Genomic DNA, 25,328 nt, shown 5'->3' on the forward strand with positions numbered 1-25,328 from the left:
AATTCTCGTGTATTTTGCCATTTTTTCTCCGATTTATATTATCGGGATTTGTTGCATTAGATTCTTGAACCTACCGATTTCTGCAGGAAACTTGGAACATAACGAGATAAAAAATTATCCGGTCTCCAATGAATTAAATTCAGTTCAGAATCCATCGCAGGCTTGGAATTGCATATCTGTGGGTGCTTTCACGGAAAAAGTGGATATTGATATTGTTAAATTTCCTGAGCTAGACGTGATTGCTGACAAAGGAGATTTATCTCCGACAAGTACTACTTCTTTGTTATGGAATGAGTCTGATTGGCCAATCAAACCAGAGATAGTCATGGAGGGTGGAAACTATGCGAAAGACAAAACAGGATTTGTAACAAATAATGATTCCCTTTCTCTGATTACTACTCGAAGCGATTTTCAAAATAAATTGTTAACGCATTGTTTAGATACAAGCGCCGCAACCGCACAAGCTTCCCGATATGCTGCATTAGTTGGTTCAGAATATTCTGAATTTTGGCCAGAAACAATTCGTGGACTTTTAGTTCATTCAGCTGATTATCAAAAATTGAATCTAAGTTATGATCAAATTAAGAAAGAAAACCAAACGCAGCAATTGAATATACTTCGAAAATTTGGATATGGGCACCCTGACTTGAATATTGCACTTAAGAGCGGAAAAAGTTTTTGTACATTAATTATCCAAGATGAAATCCAGCCATTTGTGAATATTGACAACAGTATCAAAACAAATGAAATCAAATTTTATAATTTACCTCTCCCTGTGAATGCTTTAGAAACAATCTACGATCAAGATGTTGAGCTTAAAGTTACCTTGTCTTATTTTATTGAACCTAATGTAAAAAAAATAGATACAAAATATGCCAAAACTTATTCGTCTTGTGCTTTAAGATTTGATTCGATTGCTGCAACAGAAAATTTTGAAAATTTTAAGAAAAGAATCAATAAGAATGAAAGAGAAAAACTGGAAAGTGGAAAATATGAATCTAATTTTTCAAATCCTGAAAATAGCCAATGGGTATTTGGATCTAAACTTCGAACTTTTGGCTCAATTCATTCGGATGTTTGGCTAGGAACTGCAGCACAGTTAGCCAAAAAAGAGAGTATTTGTGTGTATCCAATCGGTGGCTGGTGGAAAACAAGAAAACAATTGGGAAAATTTAATAATAATATTCGATTTTCACTTTTAGTTACAATTAAAACAAAGAGTAGTGCAGTTGATATCTACACTGAGATAGCAAACAAGATTAAAATCGAGTTATAATCAGTTAAACCCTTGCCTTTAATTGATTGATTCGAATGAAGAAAAAAACGTTTTAATTTTTAGATTTCGACATTTATATAGCTCTTGCTTAGTATGAGATTGTGACGTTCCATCCGTCATGACTTATCAGTAAACTTCGAGCCACACTGAGGAAATTATATCAAAGATTTGAATGCGGAAGACATCCAAGTACCTTCCCTAGAGTATCTCTAAATCATGTTTAAAAAATTAACCCTCATCATTTATATTTTATTTTGTTCTAATATAATTGGAGACCCTTCCTCTATGAATCATTCAGAAAGAAAAGTTCGTGAATTGAATGCAAAGGATAGCGAATGGTTGGAGAGATCCAACACAATAGGTTATGATATCCTTGATTGGTATAACAAAAACAAAGAATTAAATCCCCGCACTTTGGATGCTGCTTTTCAAAAATGGAAATTAGATAAAACCGATAACAAAGCTCCGGAGAATTTAATTGCGGTAGGGCTTGGATCTTTGTTTGGAAAATATATAAAAGATCATAAAAAATGTAGATGGGCGGTAATCACCGATAGTTTTGGAACTGATTTTGCACTTGTGAGTGAAACAGGCTCGGAAGTTTATCCTATCAATTCTGTTTGGAAGCGCATTGATCCGAGTAACCAAGATATCAATTTCTTTGAACCAATATGGACTAGTGTAGTAGAAAAAGAATTTGAGAATTTATCGAAATGAAAAAATCCCAATACATTCTCTTCCTTCTTTTCCTGTTTATCTCTCATTTTACTCTTTGGGCTATTGACTGGAACGATCGCTATCTATCGAATCTGTCTACTGCAGATTGTAAAGGCATTGCTAGTAAAGAGAAGTCTTGGTGCAGCACGAATGATTGTAAAGGAATAGCCTCACGAGATAGATCCTGGTGTGATAGTGATGACTGCAAAGGTGTGGCGAGTGGCATTAGATCTTTTTGTTCTTCTAATCTTTGCAAAGCTTGGGCGTCGCGAGATAGGTCCTGGTGCAATGACAACGACTGCAGGGGTGTGGCCAGCGGAGAAAAATCTTGGTGTGACAGCAAACAATGCAAAGCAATTGCTTCAGGAGACAAGTCATGGTGTGATTGAATTTTACACCTTGTTACATATTTTATTCTGTAAAGACTTTTGGTTTCAGAAAAGATATTCTCTCATTAATATGACCTCAACTTCATGACATTCAAAAACTTTTGTAGCAATAAGAGTTGATTCCCTAAAAAACAATACATATTCGAAAAATTTTCTTGATTTATCGTATTGCAATAGATACGAACAGCAGATATATACTTTCTTCAGTAGTTAATAATTTACTGATGAAAAAATTACTGAATTTGAATTTTCAATCATCCTTATTTGTTAGGTGAAATAAAGACAAAGTTCAAAATCTCATAAAAACAATGAAAAATACAATCAAATTGATTACCTTATTTGCCTTTCCAATAATCGCGATTTTTGCTACGGAATCGGAAATTCAAAATACTTTTAGAGGTATTGATTTCTCTTCCACTGAAGTACAAAAAGTACAGTCTATGGAAATCACTATCCCAAAAATCGCAAAACGGGTCGATAGCATTCACAATACGGACAAGTATCCGATCACATTTTTTAAAGCTGACTGTATTCAAGAAAAGGATTGTTTTTCTTTATTAATATCTGTGTTGGCAATACCCCATTCATTAAAATCTTATGAAACGATTCTTCAAGAATCAAAAATCAAAGATTTCGGAAGTACTCCTTACGAAATGAATAAATGGATGGAATTAACTTCTTTTAAAACGGATAAAACAACCATTCTTTTTGGGCCGGGCGAACTATTAGGTAACAAAATCAATGCTTTCTATTATTTCAAAGACACAAAAGAAACTTATAAAGTTACCATTAATCTTATTTATCATCCCAATTTTCAAGATGAAGAATGGAAAAATATTCTTTTGCATTCTTTTCTCATTATAGATAGCATTTCGATTAAATAAACAATGAATCAATACGAAGATCCATTCAACCAAGTGATTGGAGACTACAAATCATTATTTGGGAAGTCTGCTCACATAACCATACCATTTGAAGGTATGAAAAAAACGAAGAAAAACATTCGTCTATTCAATTGGTTCTCTACCACTAAAAACAAAAAAATAGATTTTTACGATAGGTTTGGCGATATTGAAGAAGAAAATGTTCTTGGCAAATATATCCTTGATAATGGTGATGATGAAATTTTCTCACCAGAGTTACGCGAAGGAGTGATTCCTTTTGCTTACATCATTGATAACTGGGGAACAGGAAATGACTATCAAGTTGAAGGTATTTTGATGATTGACCTTCGCAAATCGCCATACCCAGTGCTTATAGCAGATGTTGATGGAACCATTGATGGTCAAACTCCGTTTCGAAAAATATCTTTTGAAACATTAGGAATCACATCCGGTAAAATAAAAAATGATGATTGAATGAAGAAAGTACTTCGACGAGTGGTATTTCCGAATCAGAAGATACTCCTGGGGAAAGTACATAGCTAGTGCAGTTAAAAATTGAGAGTGATAAGATGATTAGAAGTTTTTTGGACATACAATAAGAAAACTCCATCTATCAATTAACTGTTGTTAATCAATCCAGTTTTTTGTAGGATGCTTATATCTGCACTACGTTTATTCTCTCAAATTTTATCGGGAAATATACGCTAAACGGATAGTAATTCCTTCTTCTCCAGGTTTATATCCGTATTACGTATAAAAACCATTGCGAAAGCATCCTACCTACCCTTCTCTATAACTTTATAAACAGATTACAATGATTTCCGCAAATTTTCAGCAGTAATATTGGATCAAAATGATTATCGCTCCTGCCAGAAAGCTTATATTAGCATTGCGTTTATTTCCCACTAACAACACCCTTCTCCCGTTACAAACGTCAATCAAATCCAACTAATTTCCATTTTGAATCTTTTGAAAAGCCAAACAAGCCCCAACAGTATCAATCTTCCCTTCTTGTAAATCCTGACAGCTAAAACGCAAAATGTTGCCATGACATTCTTTATAAGTAGATTGAATCGCTAAAGGATCAGCACCTATTAATTTGTATGCATTACTTTCTCGAAATCTTTTTTGGCATTGAGTTTCTTCCAATCGGCCTTCAGTAAATTTTTTTAGATTTTCAGGAATGGACTTCCACTCTTTATCTGCACAATTTCTGTATTTGGCACAAATCTCTGCCGTTAAACTTAAAGATTCATTCTGCCATTCTATATTCACAATCCCTTTTTCTTTTTTACAAGAAACAACAAAAACGAGGATAAATGCAGATAGAAGTATAGGTAAATGGAATGGTTGGGTGTTAATCGTAATACGTTTAAATCCTGAGACCACACTGATTATAATTGCATTACGTTTATTCCCCAAACTATTAGTAATTATCGCGTTGCGCATATTTACCGGTTCCCCTTCCAGTCTACGTAAACCATGTCTATTAATCGCATTGCGCATATTCCCCAAAATCAAGTGTGTGTTAACTGTATCGCGTTTATTCCCACGAAATATCGAATTAAGTAAACTTTTTAAGTTCATATTTTATTATTACTGTTCCTATGTTATTTGCTCGTTTCAGCTGTTTCTTTTTTACGAATAAGGATTTCGATCCGCTCTTCTTTAGCTTTTTTTTCTGGAGTGTCTGATTCTTTTGATTTTTGGAACATTGCATAACCTTGAACAGATACTTGTTCTTTGGGAATTCCATATTCGTTCACTAATTTTTCCGCAAGTAAAGAAGCTCTGTGCGAATGGTAATCCCATGAATTTTGAAATTTTGACTTATCAATTTGTGATTCGTAAGGTATTTGTACGCGAACTACAATATCAATATCCATTCCTTTTGATAATACCGCCAGTTGTTCAAAAGCAAATTTAAGATCTGGATCAGCTTTTAAAATATCATCCGAAGCCAAATCAGATCCCGCAAAAGTTAATTTCAACTCTTCCGTTTCAGCAAGCCCAAGTTTTAACTTTGCCTTTTCGCGAAGTGTTTTCAAAGCAAATCCAATACGTTCCCAAAGTCGAAACACTTGGGACTTAGGTTCCATAGTGTCATCTTCTAAGATTCCAGACCCACCTTCTAAAATCGCACCTACGGAACTGACATTTAGACCAAATCCGCGTTTGATGTCTTTTGCTACTTCCGTTAGGCGGTTGGCATCAACTTTACTAATTGCATAAAGAATAATAAAAAGACCTAAAAGCAAAGTGATCATGTCAGCGTAAGTCAATAACCAACGGTCATGCGCTTCTATATGTTCTTCTTCTTTCGATACAAACCTAGAGCGTCTTCTCATATTTCCTCTTTGAGACTAGGAAAGGCTTTATATAAAAAAGCCCATTCCTTTTCGTTTACCATTGCATAAAACTCGTTAAATAAATCCTGATTCACTGGTAAAGTCGCGTAGTAACCTTGCTCAACTTTTTTAAACAAAGGATAGACTCCTAAAAAACGAGACATCATTGCAGCAGGTTTAATGATATATGCACTTACCGGTTTATGTGCCAACTCATAGAATTTTTTAAGATTAAAAAGAACAACTTCTAATTGTTTTTTTCGAATTTCACGGCTATCCAATTCACAAAACAAAGAGAAATATTCATCTTGGCTCATTTCTTTACCTAATTTCCAACCCTTAGAAAGAAGAAGTTCTGCCATCCTGATGTCCAATTCGTCAGTGAGGGAATTGAGTTCTATCAATCTTTCGACACTTTCTCTTGTGCCCTCTTTCATCATATTTTTCACTTTGTCATAAGTGGTGAAAGCTAAGGATTCCCATTCTTCTTTACCATCTAAATTATAAACTGTTTCAAAGAAAAATTTCGCCATTTCAATAGTTTCATTTCGATGAAAAAAATCATAATAATATAGGTGAAATCGATCTACTTGGACACGAACAATCTCTCTTCTTGCAAGTGTGACTTCTTTCGTGAGCTGATATTTCATTTTATTTTAGTTCGTCGGCGCTCCCAAAAGATAGGAAGGGAATCCTTGTTGGTCTCTCTCAAATGGTGCTATTGAAAATTGATTGGGGATAGAAACAATCTCGTGATAAAATTTATAAGTAGAACGAAATAAAATTTTCGGTGTAACAGAATCTTTCGGTGTGTAATAAAATTTAATTCCATAACGAAAGTTATTTGCCCAACCTTCTTTTGTAACTTCCAACAAGGAATAATCCGCTGGAATCTTTTTATTTGCAATCACGTTAAATACAATATCGCCTTTTTTATATAAACGAACTCCTTGAGTTTCTCCTGCCAATCGAACACTTCCAGCTTCGGGGAATGACAAAGATAAATATGCCAAACTAACATAGTTTCCACGATTCTTTAATTGTAACGTCACAAGTGATTCTTTTCCAATTTCAAATTTTGGAGTCACTTCAAAAGACACAAAAGAAGGAACTGGTTGCATAGGAAGATTGGGAATCATTTCCCATCCATTAAAAACAAATTCTTGAGAATAATTGGGATTTGTTGGAAAAATACGAAAAGATTTGTCTTTGTTACTGTATTCAAAATCCACACGTTTACTTCTTTTTAATTCTTCGTGTTCTTTCAGTTGAAGCCCATCCCATATTTTTTTCCCTTTGCGGTATCCCATCGGTACCGAAAATAAACCTAACGGTGGTTCTTCGGAAAGAACTTCAATAAATACGGAATTAAAATTATCTCCAGGAAGTTCCGCTAAAACGATCCGACGCAGGCAGTCCCCAGAAAAAGTAACCTTTTCTTTTCCCGGAGCCGATCCAGGAACCCAGGTTTTCAGTTTCGCATCATAGAACATTTCCCCTAAGTTTTGAAGGAAAAATTCCAACTTCCAAAGAAAGCTCCAACTCGAGCCATCTCTACGAAAAGCTGCTAGAACTTCACTTGTCCCAGATTGGAACAAAACCAAGGTCTCTATTTCTGGGGTTTCATCCAAATTGATCTGCTTTTGGCCTAAAACACGAACCGGTTGTCCCTGGTCACTGCCGTAGATGGCGGCCCGAATTTCCGAATCGGAAGGGACTTCCTTTTGAGAACAAGATACGAAAGAAAGCGATGCGAAAAGTAAAGTCACTGTAAATCGAAACGGAATGGATAAATTCATAGGAATTCTTTCATTCCATCACACCAAAACTCCAATTCAACCTTTTTTGCTTTTCCTTTCGAACTCCTTTGTTTTACTCGTCTAAGTATTAAGAATTGGGGACGACATTGGTTTCGACTGTTGTTGGCTTGGATTCAGTGGCACGTAGGGGTGAGGGACCTCTTAAAAACCTTCAAAACCATAACTGCAAATAACGAATTTGCTCTAGCAGCTTAATTTTAAGCTCTACGGTTTCCCTGGCTGTTTCCTTAGGTGGCTAGGAAACCGACACCTCTCTAAGGACCTTTCGGATTTGTTGCCCGCTTCGAACCGGATTGAACTCTAAGTAGGATAGGAATTAGTCCCCCGTTTGTAGGGTAAGTCTTTCCGAAATTTATTTGCAAACTAAACGTGTAGAAGCTGCATTTGAGGATGATAGGACCCGGGTTCGACTCCCGGCGTCTCCACATTTCTTTCCAGTAGTCACAATTCAATATCCATTTAACAAAAGATTTACGAGGGAGTCGAACGACCGCGAGAGTCAGAAACAGTAGCGACCCATAGGGAGCGTGAAGCTGTTTCTGTCGAAGGCACGATGCCTGAGACCTCGAGCGGGACGGGTCGGAGGTTGCCTGACCCGGATGGGAAGGCACCGGAGACCGACTCACCGAGCGTCTCCAAAGTTTCGGTATTTGTTTCGGCATTCCTTGCTCGCGTTCGCCTGGCCCTCCCTGGTCCAGAGCTCCCGCCCGCACCCATCCCTGGGTGCTTTTCGCAACAAACACCTCCACTAGGTTATCACGCTAAAGTTTATGAGAATTCTTTTCTGTTCTTGACTTCCCGATATCATTTAACAAACAATTTGCGATGAGAGGAGAACGAATGCGAGAGAAAGAAACCGTTTGTAATTTCTTTTTCCTATTTGAGTTATGTCATTTGATGTGATAGAATTGGGTGAATTACTTTGAAAACATCTTACCAATCGAAATTCTTCTCTAAGATTGCTATAATAGCTGCTATTTTCCTACCTACTTTCTTTTGTACACCTGCTTACGAAGAAATCAAAGCAGTTTATCAAGGTCATAATGGTCAAAAAGTTACGGCTATGTATCACAATCCGTTAGATGGAGAAAATACATTTTCTGTAACTCTAAAAATTCCCTATGAACAATTGATTACGTTGAATCAAGCAGAGGCAGCATCAGGAGTTCGTTATACCGATGACAAAACTTTAGTTTGGTGGACAAAAGGTGTTGAAGCTTTTATGATGAAACCGGATGGAAAAGGTGATTGGGAGATAACAGGTATGTTTAAAGAAATAATCAAACAGGAAAATCGGTGAGAACGATTTTAGTAAAACATACTTTTTATATGACTCTATTTAACTTTATTCAAAATTATTTTTCGCTCGTATTATTGTTTGCACCAGCAGGAATGTTTTTTTGTTTTCTTATTTTATTTAAAAGTAATCCTAAACTTTCGATTACAGAATATTTTCCTTATTTATCCTGGCAATTTTTTGTGATCATCATTACGGGCACTATTGCTACGATTGGCGGGTTTTTAGATTGGAGATTTCATAGGAAAACACTCCGTATGAAATTATCAAAAAAAGAAAGGACAGTAGAAGCGATTGCCCTTGGGTTGGGAGGTTTACCAATGTTCTTTCTCATGTGGTTTGCAATGATTAGTGCAAATCCAATTGAATTTTTGCTGCCAATCATTCTTGTTCTAATTTTTACAGTCACGGCCATTTGTTATGATGAATTTATATTTCACAAAAAACGCTGTGGAAATTTGGAAAATCGATACCATCAAATGTTGATTTTTGGAAATGGTATCGCTTGGTTAGCTTGGTTCCATTTTATTTATATCAAATGAAATTTTATGAATTATTAACGCAGGCTAAAAAATTCATAGACCTATCGATAGAAAACAATGATTGGCAGCAAGATTTTAAAGTTTTAGATTTTGGTTCAAAATGGATGTTCGATCGGATGAATGAAATCAGTCCAAATCATTCAAGATATTATGATCCATCGATCAATTTTTTTGGTTATGGAGTCTTCAAATATGGACTTTCAATTTTAGTAACGGTCCTTTTTCTACTTTTAATTACCAAAATCAATTTGTTTTTGCTACCATCGCTGGTAATCATCTTCTATTTCGTAGAAGTGCATTTTTTGTTTCTTTTTCCCATTCTTTTTGATAAGAAAACAAACCCCATTGCCACAAGTATAAAGTACACATATCAAATAGGACTGATACATCTTATAGTTAATGTGATTCCAATTGCTCTATTTATGATCTGGGGATTGTTCCATTTCAAGAATCCACTTCGATCTTGGTTAGTTGGCTGTATAGCTATTTTGATATGGTACAAGGATGAAATTAGAGATAGGTTATAATTTTCCATTTGAAATTAGAAAAGAAACGCTGAATGGTAATTGCAAAGATAATTTCAGCATTTTGTTTCTCTCTGATTTACACTTAAATTTTTTTACGAAAACAAAAATTTACGAAATCACTAATAAGATCGAAGATTTAAATCCCACAATGATTTTGTTTGGCGGTGATTATGTAGATTCAAAGCAGGGACTTATTCAATTAAAAATATTACTTGTTTCATTATCACATAGGCAAAATCTTTTTGCAATTGCAGGCAATCATGACTATTTCTTCGGAATTGAAAAAATTAAAAAAACTATGGAAGTAAATAATGTCTTTTGGATTGAAAAAGAGTCAATCCATCTCCGAATCAATAACACTACAATTAGAATTACAGGAAATTTGATGAAAAATGAAGAGAAAAAATCAGATTTTTCCATTTTGGTTTTGCATAACCCCAACTCCATCGAACAACTAAAAGAACACCATGACACGGTTTTTGCTGGCCACCTTCATGGTTGCCAATTTGTATTTTGGAAAAAGGAAGGTGCCCTTTATCCTGGAAAATTTTTTTATAAATGGAACATTCTTAAAGCAACAAAAGACGGTTGCCATTATTTCATAAGTAAAGGATTAGGAGATACTTTACCCGTAAGATTCAACTGCAAAAGAGATATGATTTTTCTTCAAGTGAATGGGAATCGGAAGGATTAATTTTGTAAATCATTACAAAAAGGAATTATAGTAACATGGAAAAATCGACAACCTTGGCAGTCACAGCGGCAACAGTTTATGGCTTATTGTTACGGATTCTGCATGATTTATTAGATCAATTTTTGGGAAGTATAATCAGTATAAGCTTTGTTATGCTTGCGCCCCTTACGATAGGTTTTTTGACTATTTATCTTCTACCAAAAGATCAAACAAAGAGTATGGTGAGTATAATTTTCAAACCTTTTTTGCCATGCGCTATTTTAATGTGTATCACTATTGCTTTAAATATTGAAGGAACGATTTGTTGGTTAATGATTTTTCCTTTATTTGCATTCACTGCTAGTTTAGGTGGAATTATAGCTTCTCAAATTAGAAAGAAAAATGATAGAGATTCAAATCAAAAAAATCGTAATACTTTGTATGGCTCTTTTATCCTTTGTTTGCCACTTGTTTTAGGATTCATTGAAGGAGACACTACATCAAGTAGAAAGGATTTTTACATTTCAAGATCTGTTATCATTAAAGCTTCATCAAAGCAAGTTTGGAAAGAACTGACGAACATTAACGAAATCAAACCTGAAGAACAAAAAAATAGTTTATCTACTTTCTTAGGGTTCCCTAGGCATATCAGCACAACGATTGAGAAGCTGGAAATAGGTGGCCGAAGAATTGCAATCTATGATAAAGGACTATTTTTCAATGAAACAATCGCGAAATTAGAAAATGAACAACTACTGGTTCTCAATATCAATATTAATCCAAATACCATTCCTGTAAAAGTGATGGATGAACATATTGTTCTTGGTGGGAAACATGTGGATATATTGCAGGATGTATATCGACTACAAAGTTTATCCGACGGAACATGCAAACTAACTTTATCTAGTCATTTTTATATCAATACACCTTTCAATTGGTACGCAGGTTTATGGTCAGAGTATTTAATGGGAGATATACTGAAGAGCCAAATCAATCTAATCCAAAGTCGAACTTACAAAATCTAGTTGATGAATTAGGTTTCTTAATTTCATTTCACCGTGATTTTAGGTAAAAAATAACCGAAACTTTTTCCATTCGCAGGATCAATTTGATTCACATTAGAAGGATTCGTTGTCCATAAGGATGGATTTTTACCTTGGGTCACTGCCCAACACAAATAATCACACCAGAACCAAAAAAGTTTTTTCTCTAGAAAGTGAAGATGAGGCAAAATCTCTAATTCCTATATGATTTCACATCTCACGAATGGCAAAGGGGAGAGAATGGGGGTTTATTCATTCTCAATCGGGAGGTTAATTTTCGCCAATCCATTGTTAACTATATTATGCACAAAAAGGTTATAGGTTTTCTTACTCTACCGTAGAACAGGCCTTTTATATACCGCTCCTCATTTTAAATCGATCTAAGAAATATTTCCTTCATATTTAAGTCGTGCCAGTTCTGCTTCTTTTTCCCAACGAAGATTCGAATAAGCATCATACCAACTTTGTCTGTAATAGAACTTACGAAAAACCCACTCTCCAAAATAAAGAATCCCAAATAGAAATGGAGAAAATAACCGCTGTTGGCGCTGGTGAGTAAACTCGTGTATGGCGATTCCCTGCCAATATTTTTTATCTTGATAATCTGGGCGAGAACAACTTAGAAAACAAAAACAGAGAAAACTGGCTCCTTCTGCGTACAATATTTTTAAACGCCAAAATTTTCCATAAGGAAGGTAAACAATTTTCTGAGGGAAAAAACAGAGTAACCAGGTGAAACAATAGAAAATCAAAAATAAAAACATCGCTTAACGTATTCTAGCGGAACGAAAACAAGAAAGTCATTCATTATCTTTTTAAGATCGGAATATAAACAAGCTCCTCTGAGTTAGGATCGTCATTTTTGTATTTTTCTCCCATCTCTTCGAAATGAGGACGATTGTCCAATTCATAGCCAGACTTAGGAAACCAATCCTGAAAAATTGTTTGATAAAAGGGACCCGCATCATTCGGATGACCTTTATATTCAAAACAACTGTAGAGGCCCGTCGGAATCTCTAATACCTCCAAACCATCAGGAATCGTTTTTATATCTGAAACCTCCACACCCGCCCATTTAATAAAATGATGACTGGGATGAAAATTTTCAAAGTAATCCGAAGGATAAACCGTAGCGGAAATCAAAAGAGAATCCACCCGATTCAAAATCTGACTAAGTTTAGGAATAAAATTTTTCCACAAAATACCAGTTTGATGGTCTACAAGGGACATTTCTTTTTTATAACCAACAATAAACTTTCGTTCGATGGTAACAATTTTTGAGTCCATAAACAAAATATAAAATTCTAATCTATAATTTCAACTCCATATTAATTAGAATTTTATATTGCTTCGATGTTTTTTTATAATGTAACTTCAATCAAAACTTCTAGTGGCTCCTAAGGTAACGTTCACAAAAGAAGATTCTGCATTGTAACTATAACCCAATCCATTAAAAGAAGTAGGGCCTGTACGAATGTAATGAGACAAATCCCAATCTGTCCCCTTGGCACCGGTAATCTTGTTTCTTGGACCATTGTAACTGATTCCAAAATCAATGCTCCACTTATCAAAGAGATAACTAAAACCAGCGGCAACCACATGTTGTAACGAAAAGAATCCACCCGTCGATCCGCCAAGGCCATTACTTTTAATGGGAAGTGTATTATAACTATATCCCAAACGGTAAATCCAACTTTCTGAGATTTTATGTTCTAACCCAATAAGAGCTGCAAACTGATCTCTAAAATTCAATTGAGCATCACCTGCCTGTACGTTACCCACCGGTGTGGCAAGCCAAGGATCCTCCAATCTCTGCGTTACTTTTCTTAAATAGGACCCATAATTCGTATAAACAAAGTCCAAACCAACTTTCAGATTATCTGCTCCAAAAGCAAAACCTAAGGAATGTTTTTCAGGCATATTAAAAAAATAAGAAACCCCTGTTGTTCGATAGTATGCCGGATTATTAATACCGACCGTATAATGACCATTCATCGGTAAGGAAGCATGCGCTTGGTAGGAGTAAGCAATGCGTAACCATTCGTTGACTTTATAATTAAGCCCAAAAATTCCACCTAAGGCAAAAGATTTTTTACTACTCTCGTAATAGGATCCCGTACCAGGAACTTCAACAGATCCAGTTAAATCATAATATTTTTGGTTCAGTCGTTGGTATCCATAAAGCCCTTCAATACTAATTCCAACGGAAAGTTTCCCAAAATCATACGAAATCCCATTGACCAATCTCGCAATTGCAAACTCATTAGAATTCGATTCCTTCACTTGTGGATTGTCTCCTATTCCTGCGGGAAGAGCTAAATCACCCCAATCATTTAACGTTTGTCCGGTGGGAGTATTCCGAGTGATTTTATCCACTCCGCCTTTGGCTCCACCTGATACATAAAATGCAATTCCATAATTTAAGTTTTCTGTGACTTGAGTTTTGAATGCGATATAAGGGGCGGGTGCATTCACTGCAGATTTTTTATCATTCGAATAAACATACTGAGGATTAGAATCCAAAAAACGATCTTGGTATCTTGTGTAGATCGTAGAGTTGGTAGCTCCAAATTCTAAAAGTTTTCCTTTTTTTATGGAAAGATTCGCAGGATTTAAAGCCACATCAATTGCCGATCCCCCCAAAGCCGTATTAGTTCCCGCAAGACCTTCATAACGTGCGTTAAATGCATTACGCGTGAGACCATCAATGGCTTCGAGACGATTTCCGAAGGACAAAACGAGAGTCAAAACTAAGAGAGAATAGGTGTAGATTCTTTTTTTTCTTAAGTCCATGTAATTTCCTCTGATAACCTAAGGGTTTCCTTTGGTTACCATTTCCTCATTACAGGCAAAATTCCAATCTAACTCCTTCAATTTATAGAATTTATTTCCAATATAGCAGAATATGTAATTCCTTTCTCTTTATATTTTAGGCAAAATGTTGATTATCATATTCTTTCCGGGTACGAGTTGTCCTGTAAAATTTTCAAAACGTCAGGATTGAATCAAAAAGAAACAAACTAACTTTTGTTTCACTTCAGTTATTAGTTAAAGAACCATCTCCTTTAATATCTTTGAATCCTTTCCAGGGGAATTTCCAAAAAATCGACTGTATTCTCTATTAAACTGGGAAGTACTTTCATATCCCACATCCAATGCCGCATCTGTAACAGAATAACCACTAAAGGTTAAAAGTTTTCGTGCTTCTAACAATCGTAACTGTTTTTGGAATTGAATCGGACTCAAACCAGTAATCGCTTTGAATTGCCTATGAAATGTAGTGATACCCATACAAGCTCTATCTGCCAATTGATTGATTTCAAAGGAATCTATGAAATGATTACGCACCCATTGGATTGCTTGATGAATACTCGATTCTTTATCTCTTGTTTGGAATAGCTGTCGAAGCCTCCAACCGTCTGGGCCAATCAATACATGATAGAGTATCTCTCTTTCGTATGCAGGAGCTAATGCGGGAATGTGTTCAGGGGTTTTTAAAAGTCGGAGCATTCGAAGACAAACTTCCAAAAAACTAGTGGTAACTTTACATACAGAAAAATCACTTGTCCCAATATTCGAATAATTACTATTAGATGGGATATCTTTTAACAAATCAGTTAAAATCGTCCGATCCAATTGAATCCCCATCGAAATATATGGCAATCCATTCGGACCTTGTTTTACAAATCCAGTAGCTGGCATTTCCGTTGGGATCACAAAATAAGATCCTGGTTTCAAATGGATGACTTGTGTTCCAATAGAAACCGTTTTACTCCCTTGCAAAACAAGACCAACCATTGGTTCATAAATGGCAGCCAGTTGGTGTTTCGGCACTTCTCCTTGGATGATGAGCACTCGCGGTAACTCCGTCTTCGTTGGTTCCGTAGTTGCAGCTGAACAAAGCCCAATCATTTCCTTTAGAATTTCCTGCATCCTAAGATCATAGCATATGATGAGATTTTTAGGCACTCACTAGATAAAAAAATTAATTTTTCTAGAAATTTTTTCGTTAAAAATTTTTAAATCGGTAGTTTTAGGCAATAAACTGGTAAAATCGGATCTTGTTCCAAAACCCCAAATCAACTATAGTTTTCTTCATCAACCCTTATCATTAATAAGGCAAAGGAATAGGAGAAAATTATGAAAGTAGCAATCATCACTGGTGGAAGTAACGGGATTGGCAAAGCAACTGCATTGGAACTCGGCAAACGAGGTATAGGTGTGATCCTCACTTACAATTCATACAAAGACCGAGCAGATGCCGTTGTCAGTGAAATTGAAAAAAATCCTGGAGTGCGAGCAGTCGCATTAAAACTAGATCTCACTAAAAAAGATACTTTTCCGAAATTTGTGGAAGAAGTAAAAAACAAACTCTCTGAAGTTTGGAACCGAAACAGTTTCGACTACTTAGTCAATAACGGTGGAATCGGCGGCCCAATGCTTTTCACAGAATTAACAGAAGAATACTTCGAACAAATTCTTAATACCAACTACAAAGGGCCCATCTTTTTATCACAAAAATTGATTGGCCTTATGGAAGATAACGGATCCATTGTCAACACCTCCAGTTCATCGAGTAACAAAGCTTTTGTTGGGTATTCTATCTATGGATCTCTGAAAGCGGCTTTGTCAACCTGGACTCGTTATCTGGCAAATGAACTGGCTCCTCGTAAAATTCGTGTAAATGCAGTCTCACCAGGACCCACGCATAGTAATTTTGGTGATGGAGTGTTTGATAAATATCCAGAATTCATCCAACCATTAGCAGAACAAACTGCTTTCAAACGGATTGGTTTACCCGAAGACATTGGCAAAGTGATTGTAAATTTACTCTCAGATGATTTTGGTTGGGTCACAGCACAAGACATCGAAGTCTCAGGTGGACATTTACTTTAAATTATCAAACAAATCCATTACAGAACCACCAATAGATAGAGGAAGTTCCGTAATGGATTTTTCATTTGGGCGTTCCCAATTTTTTTCTATAAAAACATTTTATTTTTCAAGGGCCAGGCTCCTCCGGGGTGCGCTAAACGCTCCCGTCCCCCACCATCTAACGATGGTAGGTGACCAAGCCCTATGGATCCTTAACGCGGAGTTTAAATTGAATTACCACTCCAAAAGTTATTGTTGTCTACCTTCAATGATTTGTAACAAAATTACAATCGCAATACCCATTCTTCGATCTAGTGACTTTGCACTATCAGAAGAAAAATCAATATTGAATTGAGGAACAAATGGATTAAAAGTTTGTTTTAAAACTCCCACCTGGGTTTTGTTTAATGTAATGAAGAATTTTTGAGGAATTAAATTGGTTAAAAATCGGCGAAGAATTGCCTTAAACATACTATCTTCATCAATCGAGCCAACCACTTGGTCCTTAGTGTCTAAAATTTCCCAAGAATCTTTTAATATAGATTTAAAACCTTTTCGACGAAGAGACCCAATTGCCTCATTCGAAGGGACATCAACCACATCATAAATTGCAGAAAAATCAATCACACTGCGTGCTTTTATTTTTAAGAGTTCTTTTGTTTTTGTTTCATCTGCATAAACCGTAATATCTTCTTTTAATTTAAAAGCTTTCTGTTTTACAAAAAAGAGAAGGTCGTTTTTGTTCTCATCAAAGATACGAATTTCACCACCAAAAATTTTCAAAAAACTTTTTTTAGCAAAATATTTGTTAAATGTGTACTGTTGCATAGGCCACGATTGTAAGAAAACCCGAGCAAACTCAAGTGAAAAAATAAGTCAAAACCACCTTCCAAACTGCAAAAAAGTACTTTACTAAAAAAACGAACGATCGTACTTTTAATTATGGGCAAAGGGGAAGATACAAAATCAATGATTTTGGAAAAAGCTGTCCAGGTGGCAAGTGTCCAAGGATTGCAAGGACTCACCATAGGAACCTTAGCCGACGAATTAGGAATGTCCAAAAGTGGACTTTTTGCCAAGTTTGCTTCCAAAGAAAATCTCCAAATCGATGTCCTCCGAGTGGGAAGTGAACTTTTCCGCAGAAACGTGGTATATCCTGCTTTAAAAACGAAACCAGGCCTAACCAGACTCAAAACAGCTTTCCAGATGTGGTTGTCTTGGGCCCACACAGACAGTTTGCCTGGAGGATGTTTATTTTTATCCTCTAGTTCGGAATTTGACGATAGGCCGGGGGTTGTAAGGGATCATTTAAAAAAAACACAGATCAGTTGGCAAAAGACATTAAAACAATTTGTACAAGATGCGAAAGACACTTTAGAACTAGATTCTAATACAAATGTAGATAAGCTGGTACAAGAAATTTGGGGACTCATCTTATCCTTTCATTTTTATAACAGACTTCTAGAAGACAAAAATACAGAAAAAAGAACCAAACAAAGTTTTAACGAATTAATCAAACGAAATCAGTATAAAGAGAATCAAGACTAACTTAAAAAAGAGGATTTACTAATGGAAATTAATAGCACGATCGTTCGTTCTTTAAATAGATCTTATCCCATCACGATGGAAGAAAAATGGGCCTTTGCTAAAAGAAAACCGATGTTTTTTGGTCATGTGGCAGCCCAATATTTTTTATCCACACAGAAACAAAAACCATCACGGAAGGAAATGGATGTCCTAACCTTAGCGGAACAAAAAGAATTTCAAGAAAACGAACACCACATCCAATACTTTCACTGGCAGGGAAAGGGGGAAACTGTTCTTCTGGTTCACGGTTGGAACGGACATACGGGAAACTTTTCAAGGATTATCCCTTCACTTTTAGAAGAAGGTTATAATGTTGTTGGAATTGATCTACCAGGACATGGATTTTCTTCCGGAAAGTATTCCAATATTGTTCTCTCAGCCAAGATGGTTCGTAGACTTACACAAATCATTGGAAACCCAGATTATATCATCACACATTCTTTTGGCGGTGCAGTAGCAACCGTTGCACAAGAATTAGGTGTAAGTGCAAACAAATTAGTTTATATTGCCCCACCCTTACGATTGGAAATTTTAAGAAAAAGTTTCAGCGAATACTATCAATTGACAGAAGAAGAACAGGATTCGATGCGTTCTGTTCTGGAACGAAAGGTCAAACAACCTTTAAGTAGTTTGGATTTAAGTACAGCAGGACCAAAGTTTAATAACTCACTTCTTGTCATTCACGATGAAGATGATTTAGAAATTCCCTTTTCGATGGGGCTCACTGTATCGAAAGCATGGAAAAAATCCAAGTTAATAAAAACAAAAGGTCTCGGTCATAAAATGATTTTAAGAACCGAGAGCGTAAAAGATGAAATTATTGGTTTTTTAAAAGCGGATTAAACCAAAATTAAATAATGTAAACCTAACTTAAAAAAATTAAGTTAGGTTTCGCTAAATTGCATTAAAGTTCCTAAATTTACAATTAACTCTGGCTCATTGATGCCAGTTTATTTGCTTCGTCTTTGATCATTTCAATGTGTTCTTCTAGATCTTTGGAGGCTCGACTGATTTCATTGACTTCCATTTCTAGTTGGACAATTCCTTTCGAAGCTTCTTTCTGACCAAGTAACTGTTCTTTGGTGGATTCAGAAATTTGTTTGGATAATTCTCTAATTTGAGCAAGTTCTACTAAAATTGCAGAAAGAGTATTTCTTTGTTCCAAATACAATCGGTTCATATCTTGGATTTCTACCAAGGTTTGATTCAAACGTTCAATTTGTGATTTGGCGAGTTCACCAGTATCTTTGGAGGCATTTCTCGCATTCGAAATGATTTCTTTGGAACTTTTAACTACTGTCGAAATTCGTTTTACGTTATTTTTTGTAAACTCAGCAAGTTTACTCACTTCGTTTGCAACAACGGCAAATCCTTTCCCAACATCACCAGCCCTTGCCGCTTCAATTGAAGCATTTAACGCAAGTAAATTTGTTTTTTCTCCAATTTCAGCAACGATATTGTTGATTTCATTTACCTGGTCAAAAGAAGACTGGATGGACTCTAAGTGAGTGGCAGTTTGGTCAGCAACTTCCGTAACAGACATACTCTCTTTTTTATTTATTTCTGCAATTTCGACAAGCCGTTCACTTTGTACAAGAATTTGATCCACAGTTTCTTTGAGTATTTCTGTATCAGAAACCATTCCTTGTACTTTATTATTTTGTTCTTCGATAGAAGATCCATTAGATTCGAATGAACTAGATAGTTCCGAAATGACAGCAGTAATTTCTTCTAAAGATGCTGCTTGGGATTCCAATTTAACAGACGTTCTAGAAACAAAGTCACTGAAGTTAGTGATCGAACTTTCAAGTTTTACAGCAGCGTTGGCGGAAATTTTATTTCGTTCCTTGGTTTGACCAAGTAATAGTTCTGCTTCATTTGCTTTGAGTTCTGCCAGGGAACTAATCTTTGTTAATAATTGAACAAGTAAACTGACTATGTATCCGGCAATCATGATAAAAATAGGTTTCATCACTTCCCCTGCCAGACCAACGTAACCCATTTGGCGAGACAATTCAGGATCTACCGAGAGTTTGATCCCAGCAATGTTCACAGCACAATACAAAGCAACTGCTGAAGTCATTGCCCCGATGAAAGAATTAAATAAAACAAATTTACGATCTCCTAAAAATCCGGAATAAATCGCATTAAAGAAAAAGATAAAATATACTACTGCATTTGCAAGTGCAGCTTGTGCTTCTTTCAAACTGAGAGTGCAATCCATAATGATGGTTCCACCCAAAACTAAAGTATCCATCAAAATGAGAGATTTATGAAACCAAGTAGGAGGGTTTGTTTTTCTTTCGAGAATATAAGCGATCGCACAGTAAAACCCCATCGTACAGGTTCCAATCATGTGGATCAAAAACATCTTTGGTTGGAATTCGTCTTTGGCCCCAATCATTGCGAGTAGGAATAATAGAACGAGTCCGAACCTGATTCTGTTGATGATGATTTTCCCTTGTTTCCAAAGATCTGCGATTGTTAACACTCAATACCCTCAATTCAATGACATCACCAGAATGTCGATTAGGTGCAATATTTTATTAGTCTTCTTAAGATCTACGGATCAAATTGATTGGAAATGATCCGTATTTTCTCATTTTTCAGTGAAAACCCGATTTTTTCAAGAAGACCGAACGAATTGCATTTTGGTTCCTCTTCCCATACTTCAGATTTAGAAACGCTCTAGGGAAGAAATAATTATGTCTACTATTTAGAAACTAACAAAGTTTTACCGATAGTATGGAAACAAACAAAATCAAGAGGGAAATGATGACTGCTGGATATTCAGGAAAACCACTGGTTGAGAAATTAGGAATCAAAGAAAATATGAACCTTCATTTTATCAATCTTCCCTCCAAAGATTTTCTAAAAAACTGGGGAACGTTTCCCAAACCAATCAATATCTTAGAAAAACCGAGAGCCGGAATGGATATGATCCATTTCTTCACTCAATCTTCAAAAGAGTACAACCAGAAATTACCAAAACTAATCCAATTTCTAAAACCAACGGGAATGATCTGGATTTCTTGGCCGAAAAAATCTTCCAAAATTTCTACCGATATGAATGAAGACCTCATTCGTAATTTTGCTTTGGAATTGGGACTTGTAGATATTAAAGTCTGTGCTGTCGATGAAATTTGGTCAGGATTAAAACTAGTCATTCGAAAAGAAAATCGATAAAGAAAAACCTTTATGTGGTTTGACAAAACCCATCCAAGAATCATCACATATGATTCTATTTGTTTTCCGGGACCAAAAAAATGAAATTCAATAGCCTAAAGACCGTAATCGTTGCTCTGAGTGTTGCCGTAATTATTGTACTCGCTCTCGGAATTTCTTCCTTTGCTTACATTATAGCCAAAGACTACATCGTAGATGCCTACATTGGTGAGATGAAAAACGTTGCAAAACTTTCTGGAAAACATATACGCAATTTTTTTGATCAACAATTTCTCCTCGCGGAATTTACAGCATCAAACCCTGAGTTTGCCGAACGTTGTATTAAAAAGGACCGGCGCTATCTTGATCCACTCCTTGCCAATCTAAGCAAAAAATTCAATGTTTATGAAAATGTGTTTTTATCAACTGCAGAAGAGAACCCAATTGTTTTTTCTGATGCAACGGGTAAAGCCATTGGATTTCGCTGGGGAAACACAGGTTTTGATGAAAATATCAAAGCAGTTCTAGAAGGAAAACCTGCCCTCAGTAAAGTCAATCGTTCTCCTGTTACAGAGGAACCTGTTGCTGTTTTGACGATGCCCGTATTCCAAGGAAAACAAGTAGTAGCAATCTTTGCATTTGCAATATCTTTAAACCAACTCACCAATGAAGTTGTCAAAGATGTAAAAATTGGCAAAGAAGGTTTTGTAGCCATCACGGACAGAGAAGGCCAAGTCCTTGGACATCCAGACAAATCTCTCATTCTAAAACTTGATCTCAAAAAACTAGATTGGGGAAGACGATTACTCGAATTAAAATCTGAAGAACATATGGAATATTTTTTCGGAAGAGAAAAAATTGCGACCGTATTTGATTTACAAAAATATAATATTCGTTTAGCGACAATTGCTTCCAAAGGAGAGATTCTAACAGTCGTTCATGATATGTTATTCAAAATTGGGATCTTCGTTGTAATCATCTTAAGTATTTCTATTTATGCCCTTTCCCATTTGATCACAAGAAGACTAAAACCCATTTCTGGACTCAGAGACCTTTTCAAAAAGATGTCCTCTGGTGACTTAACACAATCTTTAACCATCACACATAATGATGAAATTGGAGAGCTGAGTGGTGATACCAATTCCTTTTTAATCAGTCTTAGGAAGATTGTTTCAGAAATTCAGTTTATCTCTCAGGAACTTGCATCAAGTGCGGGAGAACTTTCCTCAAGTTCAGATAGTTTTTCTGGGGGCGCACAAGCAACGGCAGCTTCCACAGAACAGATGTCAGCTACTGTTGAAGAAATGTCTGCAAGTATGGAAAACATCACAGGTTCAATTGATATCCAACATAGAAATATATCTCAGTTCCAAATTAGGATTCAAGAGTTAGCTGATAGTGTTAAAAAGGTGGCTGACGAAATCGACCATACACTCGTTCGAATGAAATCTATTTCCAACCAGGCCAAAGAGGGAGAACAATCTCTTACGGGAATGAATGATATGATCAGTAATATTTTAAAGTCTTCTGATGAAATGAAGGCCATCATTGCGATCATCAATGAAATCTCTGACCAAACACAACTCTTAGCTCTTAATGCTGCGATTGAAGCGGCAAGGGCTGGGGATGCAGGACGTGGATTTGCTGTAGTCGCCGAAGAAATTTCAAAACTTTCGATTCGAACCGCATCGTCGATCAAATCGATTTCGGAAATGATTAACAAAAACTCTAAAGAATTGGACGGAGGAGCAAAGAGCATTCAGTCCTCTACTTCCCTCATCCAAGAAATCATTAAAAACATCAATGGGGTTTCCGAAGCAATGGATTCTCTTTATACAGTTATGGGTTCTCAGGCTGAAATCAACCAATCCGTTTTGGAAAACTCCATGGTGGTCAAAGGTGAATCTGACCAAATCAAAACAGCGGCCGATGAACAAAGGGGAGCTGTGAGAGAGATTACCAACGTTATCACTCAAATCAATGAACATACCATCAATACAGCCGCAGGGGCAGAAGAGATGTCCTCTTCGGCAAAAAACCTTTCCAACACCGCAGACAAATTAAAAGGAATTTGCGACCAGTTCCAAGTGTAAAAAGCAGTCTTAAGTCGCGGAAGGGATCGTAGCGGAAATCCTTTCGCTCCTTGCGAAAGATTGGAGCATAGAGCCCGATCCCACATACGCAAAATGCGTAAGTGGGATCCGCCCAAAAAACAATACAAACACATCGGTTTCTCGTACCTAATGTAACGATTGTGATGTTATGTTTTTGTAACAGAACTCTTTCGAATTATGACAAAGTTCGGTTTTAGCAAAAAAAACGTAACAAATGTCCTCAAATCTAGACCCTGTAATCAACTTGTAACAATTCCGTCATCCAAACCCAACAATACTTCAATACGTTTGTAACTAAGCTGAAACATTCAAACGGAACGTAACCTCCCGCTTGTAATAATCCAAACAGCAATGACAAATTGAAATGAAAACTATCTCTAAAGTTCTCTTAGGCCTCCTATTCCTTACGAGGGCGATTTCTGCTGAACCAAACACAAATCTCCAATCCAAAGAAGAGACCCCGGCTCCTCTAGAAGCCAAAGAACATAAAAAAGAAACAAAAGAACCGCAAGCGAAAGTTTACCGTGAACTCTACGAAGACACGGAATCTGGTCAGATTTTTACAAAACCAGGTCCAAACCGAGTGAAAGTGGAATACAATCGTCCTCTTACGAATGGAAATTCAAGCACACTTCCTGATGCCTTTGCACATAGACCGGATGACACCACAAAAGAAAAACTAACCATTGCAGGCCGTATGCAATTTAGAGGGGTTTCTGGTTCGGAAGACTCACTCTACAATAATGGACATCGAGATTTTAATTCCGTCGATTGGAACTTTCGAAGACTCCGTTTTGGTGTTCAATATGAAAATGAATGGTGGGGAGCCAATATCCAACTCCGTTTGGAAAATATGCTCAACCGACCAGATGTGGTCCAAACAACCAACACATTAAATTATTTAGATGCAAATGGAAGGCCTGCGACTACAACATATGTAACCAATACCAAACTAAAAGATAATCGTGGTTATATCCATGAGGCATTTGCTTATGCAAAAATTCCTTATGCCGGATTACGATTTGTATTTGGTCAGTTACCAACTCAATTCAGTAGAGAATATCTCCAATCATCTGCTAACTTTGTAACATTAGAACGAAGTATGATTGTAAATGCCATTCCTCAATTTGACAATGGTGTGATGCTCCAAGCCACTCCATTAAAAGAAATTGATCATAAATGGGAAAGATACTTACAAGTTTCTATTATGATGAGTAACGGAAAAGGTGGTGGTGGAGATTATGGGACAGGTAGACGACAAGACCTAACCACTGCCAATCGGTATGGAGCTGTAAATACTTCACCTATTTACTATGCACGAGCACAAGTGAATGTTTTTGGAGGTCTCAAACGAGAATCTGATGGAAAGATGGTGAATTGGCAAGAGGGAGAAGAGATTTTCCAACGTGAGTTAAAATGGTCGATTGGCGCTGGTTATGTGCAAACTCAAAACTTAATAACCCCTTCTCTTTATGTTCCCGAATACACTCCTGGAACCACTAGCGGAATTCAATTACTTACATCACAAGGATCAAATCCTGACCGCGGGGGTTTGGATGCCAATGGAAACCCAAACTTCTTAGTGCAAAACTCAGTTCCTACGCTTGGTCGACCGAAGATGGGGCTCATCGGACATACTTACGATAGCACTTTTACTTACAAAGGTTTTTATTTATCTGGCGCCTATACCAAATTTGGTGGTGCTGCTTCCAATGATTTGTTTGGATATCACGGAACAATTGGATACAATCTTCCTTTTTTGGAAAAATACTACATCATGCCTGTGTTAAAGTATGAGTACATCCAAGGTGATTTTAACAGAAATGGAAAAGTAGATCCAACCGATTCTTTACGAGTTTATTGGGCCGGACTCAATCTTTTCGGTGATAAACATCATTTTAAAGCACAACTTTATTACCAAGTCCTCGGCAATCAATTCGATGTAAATCCGAGTACAGGAAACGCGATGCCAATCGATGACAGAAGAGTTTACTTACAATTACAAGCAAACTTTTGGACCGGAGTGGTTTCTCCTGAAGCTTATAGTTATAGACCCAACTAAGAGGAAAAC

25 protein-coding genes and 1 other RNA gene are annotated in these 25,328 nt (G+C 36.4%); 16 read left to right on the top strand and 10 right to left on the bottom strand.

Translation table 11 applies throughout. The features are described 5' to 3' along the window. From CH361_RS00005 to CH361_RS00025, 5 genes are all read left to right on the top strand, one after another. Positions 1-1,276: S8 family peptidase (locus CH361_RS00005; protein WP_208861350.1), on the top strand; the 1,276-nt coding region annotated here is incomplete at its 5' end. A gap of 285 nt (positions 1,277-1,561) precedes the next feature. Next, positions 1,562-1,993 (top strand): DUF3806 domain-containing protein, encoded by a 432-nt coding sequence (locus CH361_RS00010; protein ID WP_165782212.1) that lies wholly within the window; start codon positions 1,562-1,564, stop codon positions 1,991-1,993. A 198-nt stretch (positions 1,994-2,191) separates the two neighbouring features. Next, positions 2,192-2,470, top strand: coding sequence for a hypothetical protein (locus CH361_RS00015; RefSeq protein ID WP_100788797.1), 279 nt, complete (start codon positions 2,192-2,194; stop codon positions 2,468-2,470). Between the two features lie 220 nt (positions 2,471-2,690). Continuing rightward, positions 2,691-3,266, top strand: a complete 576-nt coding sequence (locus tag CH361_RS00020; protein ID WP_100788798.1) for a hypothetical protein — start codon at positions 2,691-2,693, stop codon at positions 3,264-3,266. 3 nt (positions 3,267-3,269) lie between these two features. Next, positions 3,270-3,740 carry a hypothetical protein gene (locus tag CH361_RS00025; protein ID WP_100788799.1) on the top strand — a complete coding sequence of 157 codons (471 nt, stop codon included), beginning with the start codon at positions 3,270-3,272 and terminating at the stop codon, positions 3,738-3,740. Between the two features lie 474 nt (positions 3,741-4,214). On the opposite strand, the gene CH361_RS19800 is transcribed toward CH361_RS00025, so the two are convergent. Genes CH361_RS19800 through CH361_RS00045 form a run of 4 tightly spaced genes read right to left on the bottom strand, consistent with a single transcriptional unit; the run spans position 4,215 to position 7,413 of the window. Beyond that, entirely contained in the window at positions 4,215-4,853 is a 639-nt protein-coding gene (locus CH361_RS19800; RefSeq protein ID WP_244279431.1) for an LA_2478/LA_2722/LA_4182 family protein, read from the bottom strand. Between the two features lie 23 nt (positions 4,854-4,876). Then, positions 4,877-5,614 carry a flagellar motor protein MotB gene (locus tag CH361_RS00035; RefSeq protein ID WP_100788800.1) on the bottom strand — a complete coding sequence of 246 codons (738 nt, stop codon included), beginning with the start codon at positions 5,612-5,614 and terminating at the stop codon, positions 4,877-4,879. After that, positions 5,611-6,264: an FFLEELY motif protein gene (locus CH361_RS00040; protein ID WP_100788801.1), complete on the bottom strand. Its 654-nt coding sequence runs from the start codon at positions 6,262-6,264 to the stop codon at positions 5,611-5,613. Before CH361_RS00040 ends, CH361_RS00035 begins: the two co-directional genes overlap by 4 nt. A 6-nt stretch (positions 6,265-6,270) precedes the next feature. Beyond that, positions 6,271-7,413, bottom strand: coding sequence for an LIC13341 family surface-exposed protein (locus CH361_RS00045; RefSeq protein ID WP_100788802.1), 1,143 nt, complete (start codon positions 7,411-7,413; stop codon positions 6,271-6,273). Positions 7,414-7,510: 97 nt separating this feature from the next. Between CH361_RS00045 and ssrA the strand changes: the two genes are divergently transcribed. The 5 genes from ssrA (at position 7,511) to CH361_RS00075 (ending at position 11,498) form a co-directional block, all read left to right on the top strand. Next, positions 7,511-7,862: a transfer-messenger RNA gene (ssrA, locus tag CH361_RS00050) on the top strand. Positions 7,863-8,356: 494 nt separating this feature from the next. Further along, positions 8,357-8,734, top strand: coding sequence for an MliC family protein (locus tag CH361_RS00055; protein ID WP_100788803.1), 378 nt, complete (start codon positions 8,357-8,359; stop codon positions 8,732-8,734). Beyond that, positions 8,731-9,273, top strand: a complete 543-nt coding sequence (locus tag CH361_RS00060; protein WP_208861351.1) for a hypothetical protein — start codon at positions 8,731-8,733, stop codon at positions 9,271-9,273. Before CH361_RS00055 ends, CH361_RS00060 begins: the two co-directional genes overlap by 4 nt. A 504-nt stretch (positions 9,274-9,777) precedes the next feature. After that, the gene (locus CH361_RS00070) at positions 9,778-10,494 is read left to right on the top strand and encodes a metallophosphoesterase (protein ID WP_100788805.1); all 717 of its coding nucleotides are present in this window, start codon (positions 9,778-9,780) and stop codon (positions 10,492-10,494) included. A 35-nt stretch (positions 10,495-10,529) separates the two neighbouring features. Next, the gene (locus CH361_RS00075; RefSeq protein ID WP_100788806.1) at positions 10,530-11,498 is read left to right on the top strand and encodes a hypothetical protein; all 969 of its coding nucleotides are present in this window, start codon (positions 10,530-10,532) and stop codon (positions 11,496-11,498) included. 23 nt (positions 11,499-11,521) lie between these two features. Here CH361_RS00075 and CH361_RS19640 read toward each other — a convergent pair whose 3' ends face one another. From CH361_RS19640 to CH361_RS00095, 4 genes are all read right to left on the bottom strand, one after another. Further along, the gene (locus CH361_RS19640; RefSeq protein ID WP_165782213.1) at positions 11,522-11,704 is read right to left on the bottom strand and encodes a hypothetical protein; all 183 of its coding nucleotides are present in this window, start codon (positions 11,702-11,704) and stop codon (positions 11,522-11,524) included. A 619-nt stretch (positions 11,705-12,323) separates the two neighbouring features. After that, a complete protein-coding gene (locus CH361_RS00085; RefSeq protein WP_100788807.1) occupies positions 12,324-12,803 on the bottom strand; it encodes a GyrI-like domain-containing protein in 480 nt (159 codons plus the stop codon). A gap of 87 nt (positions 12,804-12,890) precedes the next feature. After that, positions 12,891-14,309: an OmpP1/FadL family transporter gene (locus CH361_RS00090; protein ID WP_100788808.1), complete on the bottom strand. Its 1,419-nt coding sequence runs from the start codon at positions 14,307-14,309 to the stop codon at positions 12,891-12,893. Between the two features lie 255 nt (positions 14,310-14,564). Beyond that, positions 14,565-15,449, bottom strand: coding sequence for an AraC family transcriptional regulator (locus CH361_RS00095; RefSeq protein ID WP_100788809.1), 885 nt, complete (start codon positions 15,447-15,449; stop codon positions 14,565-14,567). A 207-nt stretch (positions 15,450-15,656) separates the two neighbouring features. Here CH361_RS00095 and CH361_RS00100 point away from each other — a divergent pair, with 207 nt between their 5' ends. After that, positions 15,657-16,412 (top strand): SDR family NAD(P)-dependent oxidoreductase, encoded by a 756-nt coding sequence (locus CH361_RS00100; protein ID WP_100788810.1) that lies wholly within the window; start codon positions 15,657-15,659, stop codon positions 16,410-16,412. Between the two features lie 228 nt (positions 16,413-16,640). Here CH361_RS00100 and CH361_RS00105 read toward each other — a convergent pair whose 3' ends face one another. Continuing rightward, complete coding sequence (locus CH361_RS00105; protein ID WP_100788811.1) at positions 16,641-17,219, bottom strand: LURP-one-related family protein; 579 nt, start codon at positions 17,217-17,219, stop codon at positions 16,641-16,643. Between the two features lie 114 nt (positions 17,220-17,333). On the opposite strand from CH361_RS00105, the gene CH361_RS00110 reads away from it, so the two are divergent. Next, positions 17,334-17,939, top strand: a complete 606-nt coding sequence (locus CH361_RS00110; protein ID WP_100788812.1) for a TetR/AcrR family transcriptional regulator — start codon at positions 17,334-17,336, stop codon at positions 17,937-17,939. A 21-nt stretch (positions 17,940-17,960) separates the two neighbouring features. Continuing rightward, the gene (locus CH361_RS00115; protein WP_100788813.1) at positions 17,961-18,821 is read left to right on the top strand and encodes an alpha/beta hydrolase; all 861 of its coding nucleotides are present in this window, start codon (positions 17,961-17,963) and stop codon (positions 18,819-18,821) included. 82 nt (positions 18,822-18,903) lie between these two features. On the opposite strand, the gene CH361_RS00120 is transcribed toward CH361_RS00115, so the two are convergent. Continuing rightward, on the bottom strand, positions 18,904-20,469 hold the full coding sequence (locus tag CH361_RS00120; protein WP_100788814.1) for a methyl-accepting chemotaxis protein: 1,566 nt from the start codon (positions 20,467-20,469) through the stop codon (positions 18,904-18,906). A gap of 284 nt (positions 20,470-20,753) precedes the next feature. Here CH361_RS00120 and CH361_RS00125 point away from each other — a divergent pair, with 284 nt between their 5' ends. From CH361_RS00125 to CH361_RS00135, 3 genes are all read left to right on the top strand, one after another. Further along, on the top strand, positions 20,754-21,164 hold the full coding sequence (locus CH361_RS00125) for a DUF3052 family protein (protein WP_100789388.1): 411 nt from the start codon (positions 20,754-20,756) through the stop codon (positions 21,162-21,164). Positions 21,165-21,244: 80 nt separating this feature from the next. Beyond that, a complete protein-coding gene (locus tag CH361_RS00130) occupies positions 21,245-23,236 on the top strand; it encodes a methyl-accepting chemotaxis protein (protein ID WP_100788815.1) in 1,992 nt (663 codons plus the stop codon). A 385-nt stretch (positions 23,237-23,621) separates the two neighbouring features. Beyond that, positions 23,622-25,319 carry a porin gene (locus CH361_RS00135; RefSeq protein ID WP_100788816.1) on the top strand — a complete coding sequence of 566 codons (1,698 nt, stop codon included), beginning with the start codon at positions 23,622-23,624 and terminating at the stop codon, positions 25,317-25,319. Positions 25,320-25,328: the final 9 nt, after the last annotated feature.

Source organism: Leptospira brenneri (assembly GCF_002812125.1).
Taxonomy (GTDB): domain Bacteria; phylum Spirochaetota; class Leptospiria; order Leptospirales; family Leptospiraceae; genus Leptospira_A; species Leptospira_A brenneri.

Bases quoted from the DNA above. Each gene is read 5' to 3' on its own strand.
- CH361_RS00010 (WP_165782212.1), top strand. From the start codon at position 1,562: ATGAATCATTCAGAAAGAAAAGTTCGTGAATTGAATGCAAAGGATAGC.
- CH361_RS00015 (WP_100788797.1), top strand. From the start codon at position 2,192: ATGACTGCAAAGGTGTGGCGAGTGGCATTAGATCTTTTTGTTCTTCTA.
- CH361_RS00020 (WP_100788798.1), top strand. From the start codon at position 2,691: ATGAAAAATACAATCAAATTGATTACCTTATTTGCCTTTCCAATAATC.
- CH361_RS00025 (WP_100788799.1), top strand. From the start codon at position 3,270: ATGAATCAATACGAAGATCCATTCAACCAAGTGATTGGAGACTACAAA.
- CH361_RS19800 (WP_244279431.1), bottom strand. From the start codon at position 4,853: ATGAACTTAAAAAGTTTACTTAATTCGATATTTCGTGGGAATAAACGC.
- CH361_RS00035 (WP_100788800.1), bottom strand. From the start codon at position 5,614: ATGAGAAGACGCTCTAGGTTTGTATCGAAAGAAGAAGAACATATAGAA.
- CH361_RS00040 (WP_100788801.1), bottom strand. From the start codon at position 6,264: ATGAAATATCAGCTCACGAAAGAAGTCACACTTGCAAGAAGAGAGATT.
- CH361_RS00045 (WP_100788802.1), bottom strand. From the start codon at position 7,413: ATGAATTTATCCATTCCGTTTCGATTTACAGTGACTTTACTTTTCGCA.
- CH361_RS00070 (WP_100788805.1), top strand. From the start codon at position 9,778: ATGAAATTAGAGATAGGTTATAATTTTCCATTTGAAATTAGAAAAGAA.
- CH361_RS00075 (WP_100788806.1), top strand. From the start codon at position 10,530: ATGGAAAAATCGACAACCTTGGCAGTCACAGCGGCAACAGTTTATGGC.
- CH361_RS00085 (WP_100788807.1), bottom strand. From the start codon at position 12,803: ATGGACTCAAAAATTGTTACCATCGAACGAAAGTTTATTGTTGGTTAT.
- CH361_RS00090 (WP_100788808.1), bottom strand. From the start codon at position 14,309: ATGGACTTAAGAAAAAAAAGAATCTACACCTATTCTCTCTTAGTTTTG.
- CH361_RS00095 (WP_100788809.1), bottom strand. From the start codon at position 15,449: ATGCAGGAAATTCTAAAGGAAATGATTGGGCTTTGTTCAGCTGCAACT.
- CH361_RS00100 (WP_100788810.1), top strand. From the start codon at position 15,657: ATGAAAGTAGCAATCATCACTGGTGGAAGTAACGGGATTGGCAAAGCA.
- CH361_RS00105 (WP_100788811.1), bottom strand. From the start codon at position 17,219: ATGCAACAGTACACATTTAACAAATATTTTGCTAAAAAAAGTTTTTTG.
- CH361_RS00110 (WP_100788812.1), top strand. From the start codon at position 17,334: ATGGGCAAAGGGGAAGATACAAAATCAATGATTTTGGAAAAAGCTGTC.
- CH361_RS00115 (WP_100788813.1), top strand. From the start codon at position 17,961: ATGGAAATTAATAGCACGATCGTTCGTTCTTTAAATAGATCTTATCCC.
- CH361_RS00125 (WP_100789388.1), top strand. From the start codon at position 20,754: ATGACTGCTGGATATTCAGGAAAACCACTGGTTGAGAAATTAGGAATC.
- CH361_RS00130 (WP_100788815.1), top strand. From the start codon at position 21,245: ATGAAATTCAATAGCCTAAAGACCGTAATCGTTGCTCTGAGTGTTGCC.
- CH361_RS00135 (WP_100788816.1), top strand. From the start codon at position 23,622: ATGAAAACTATCTCTAAAGTTCTCTTAGGCCTCCTATTCCTTACGAGG.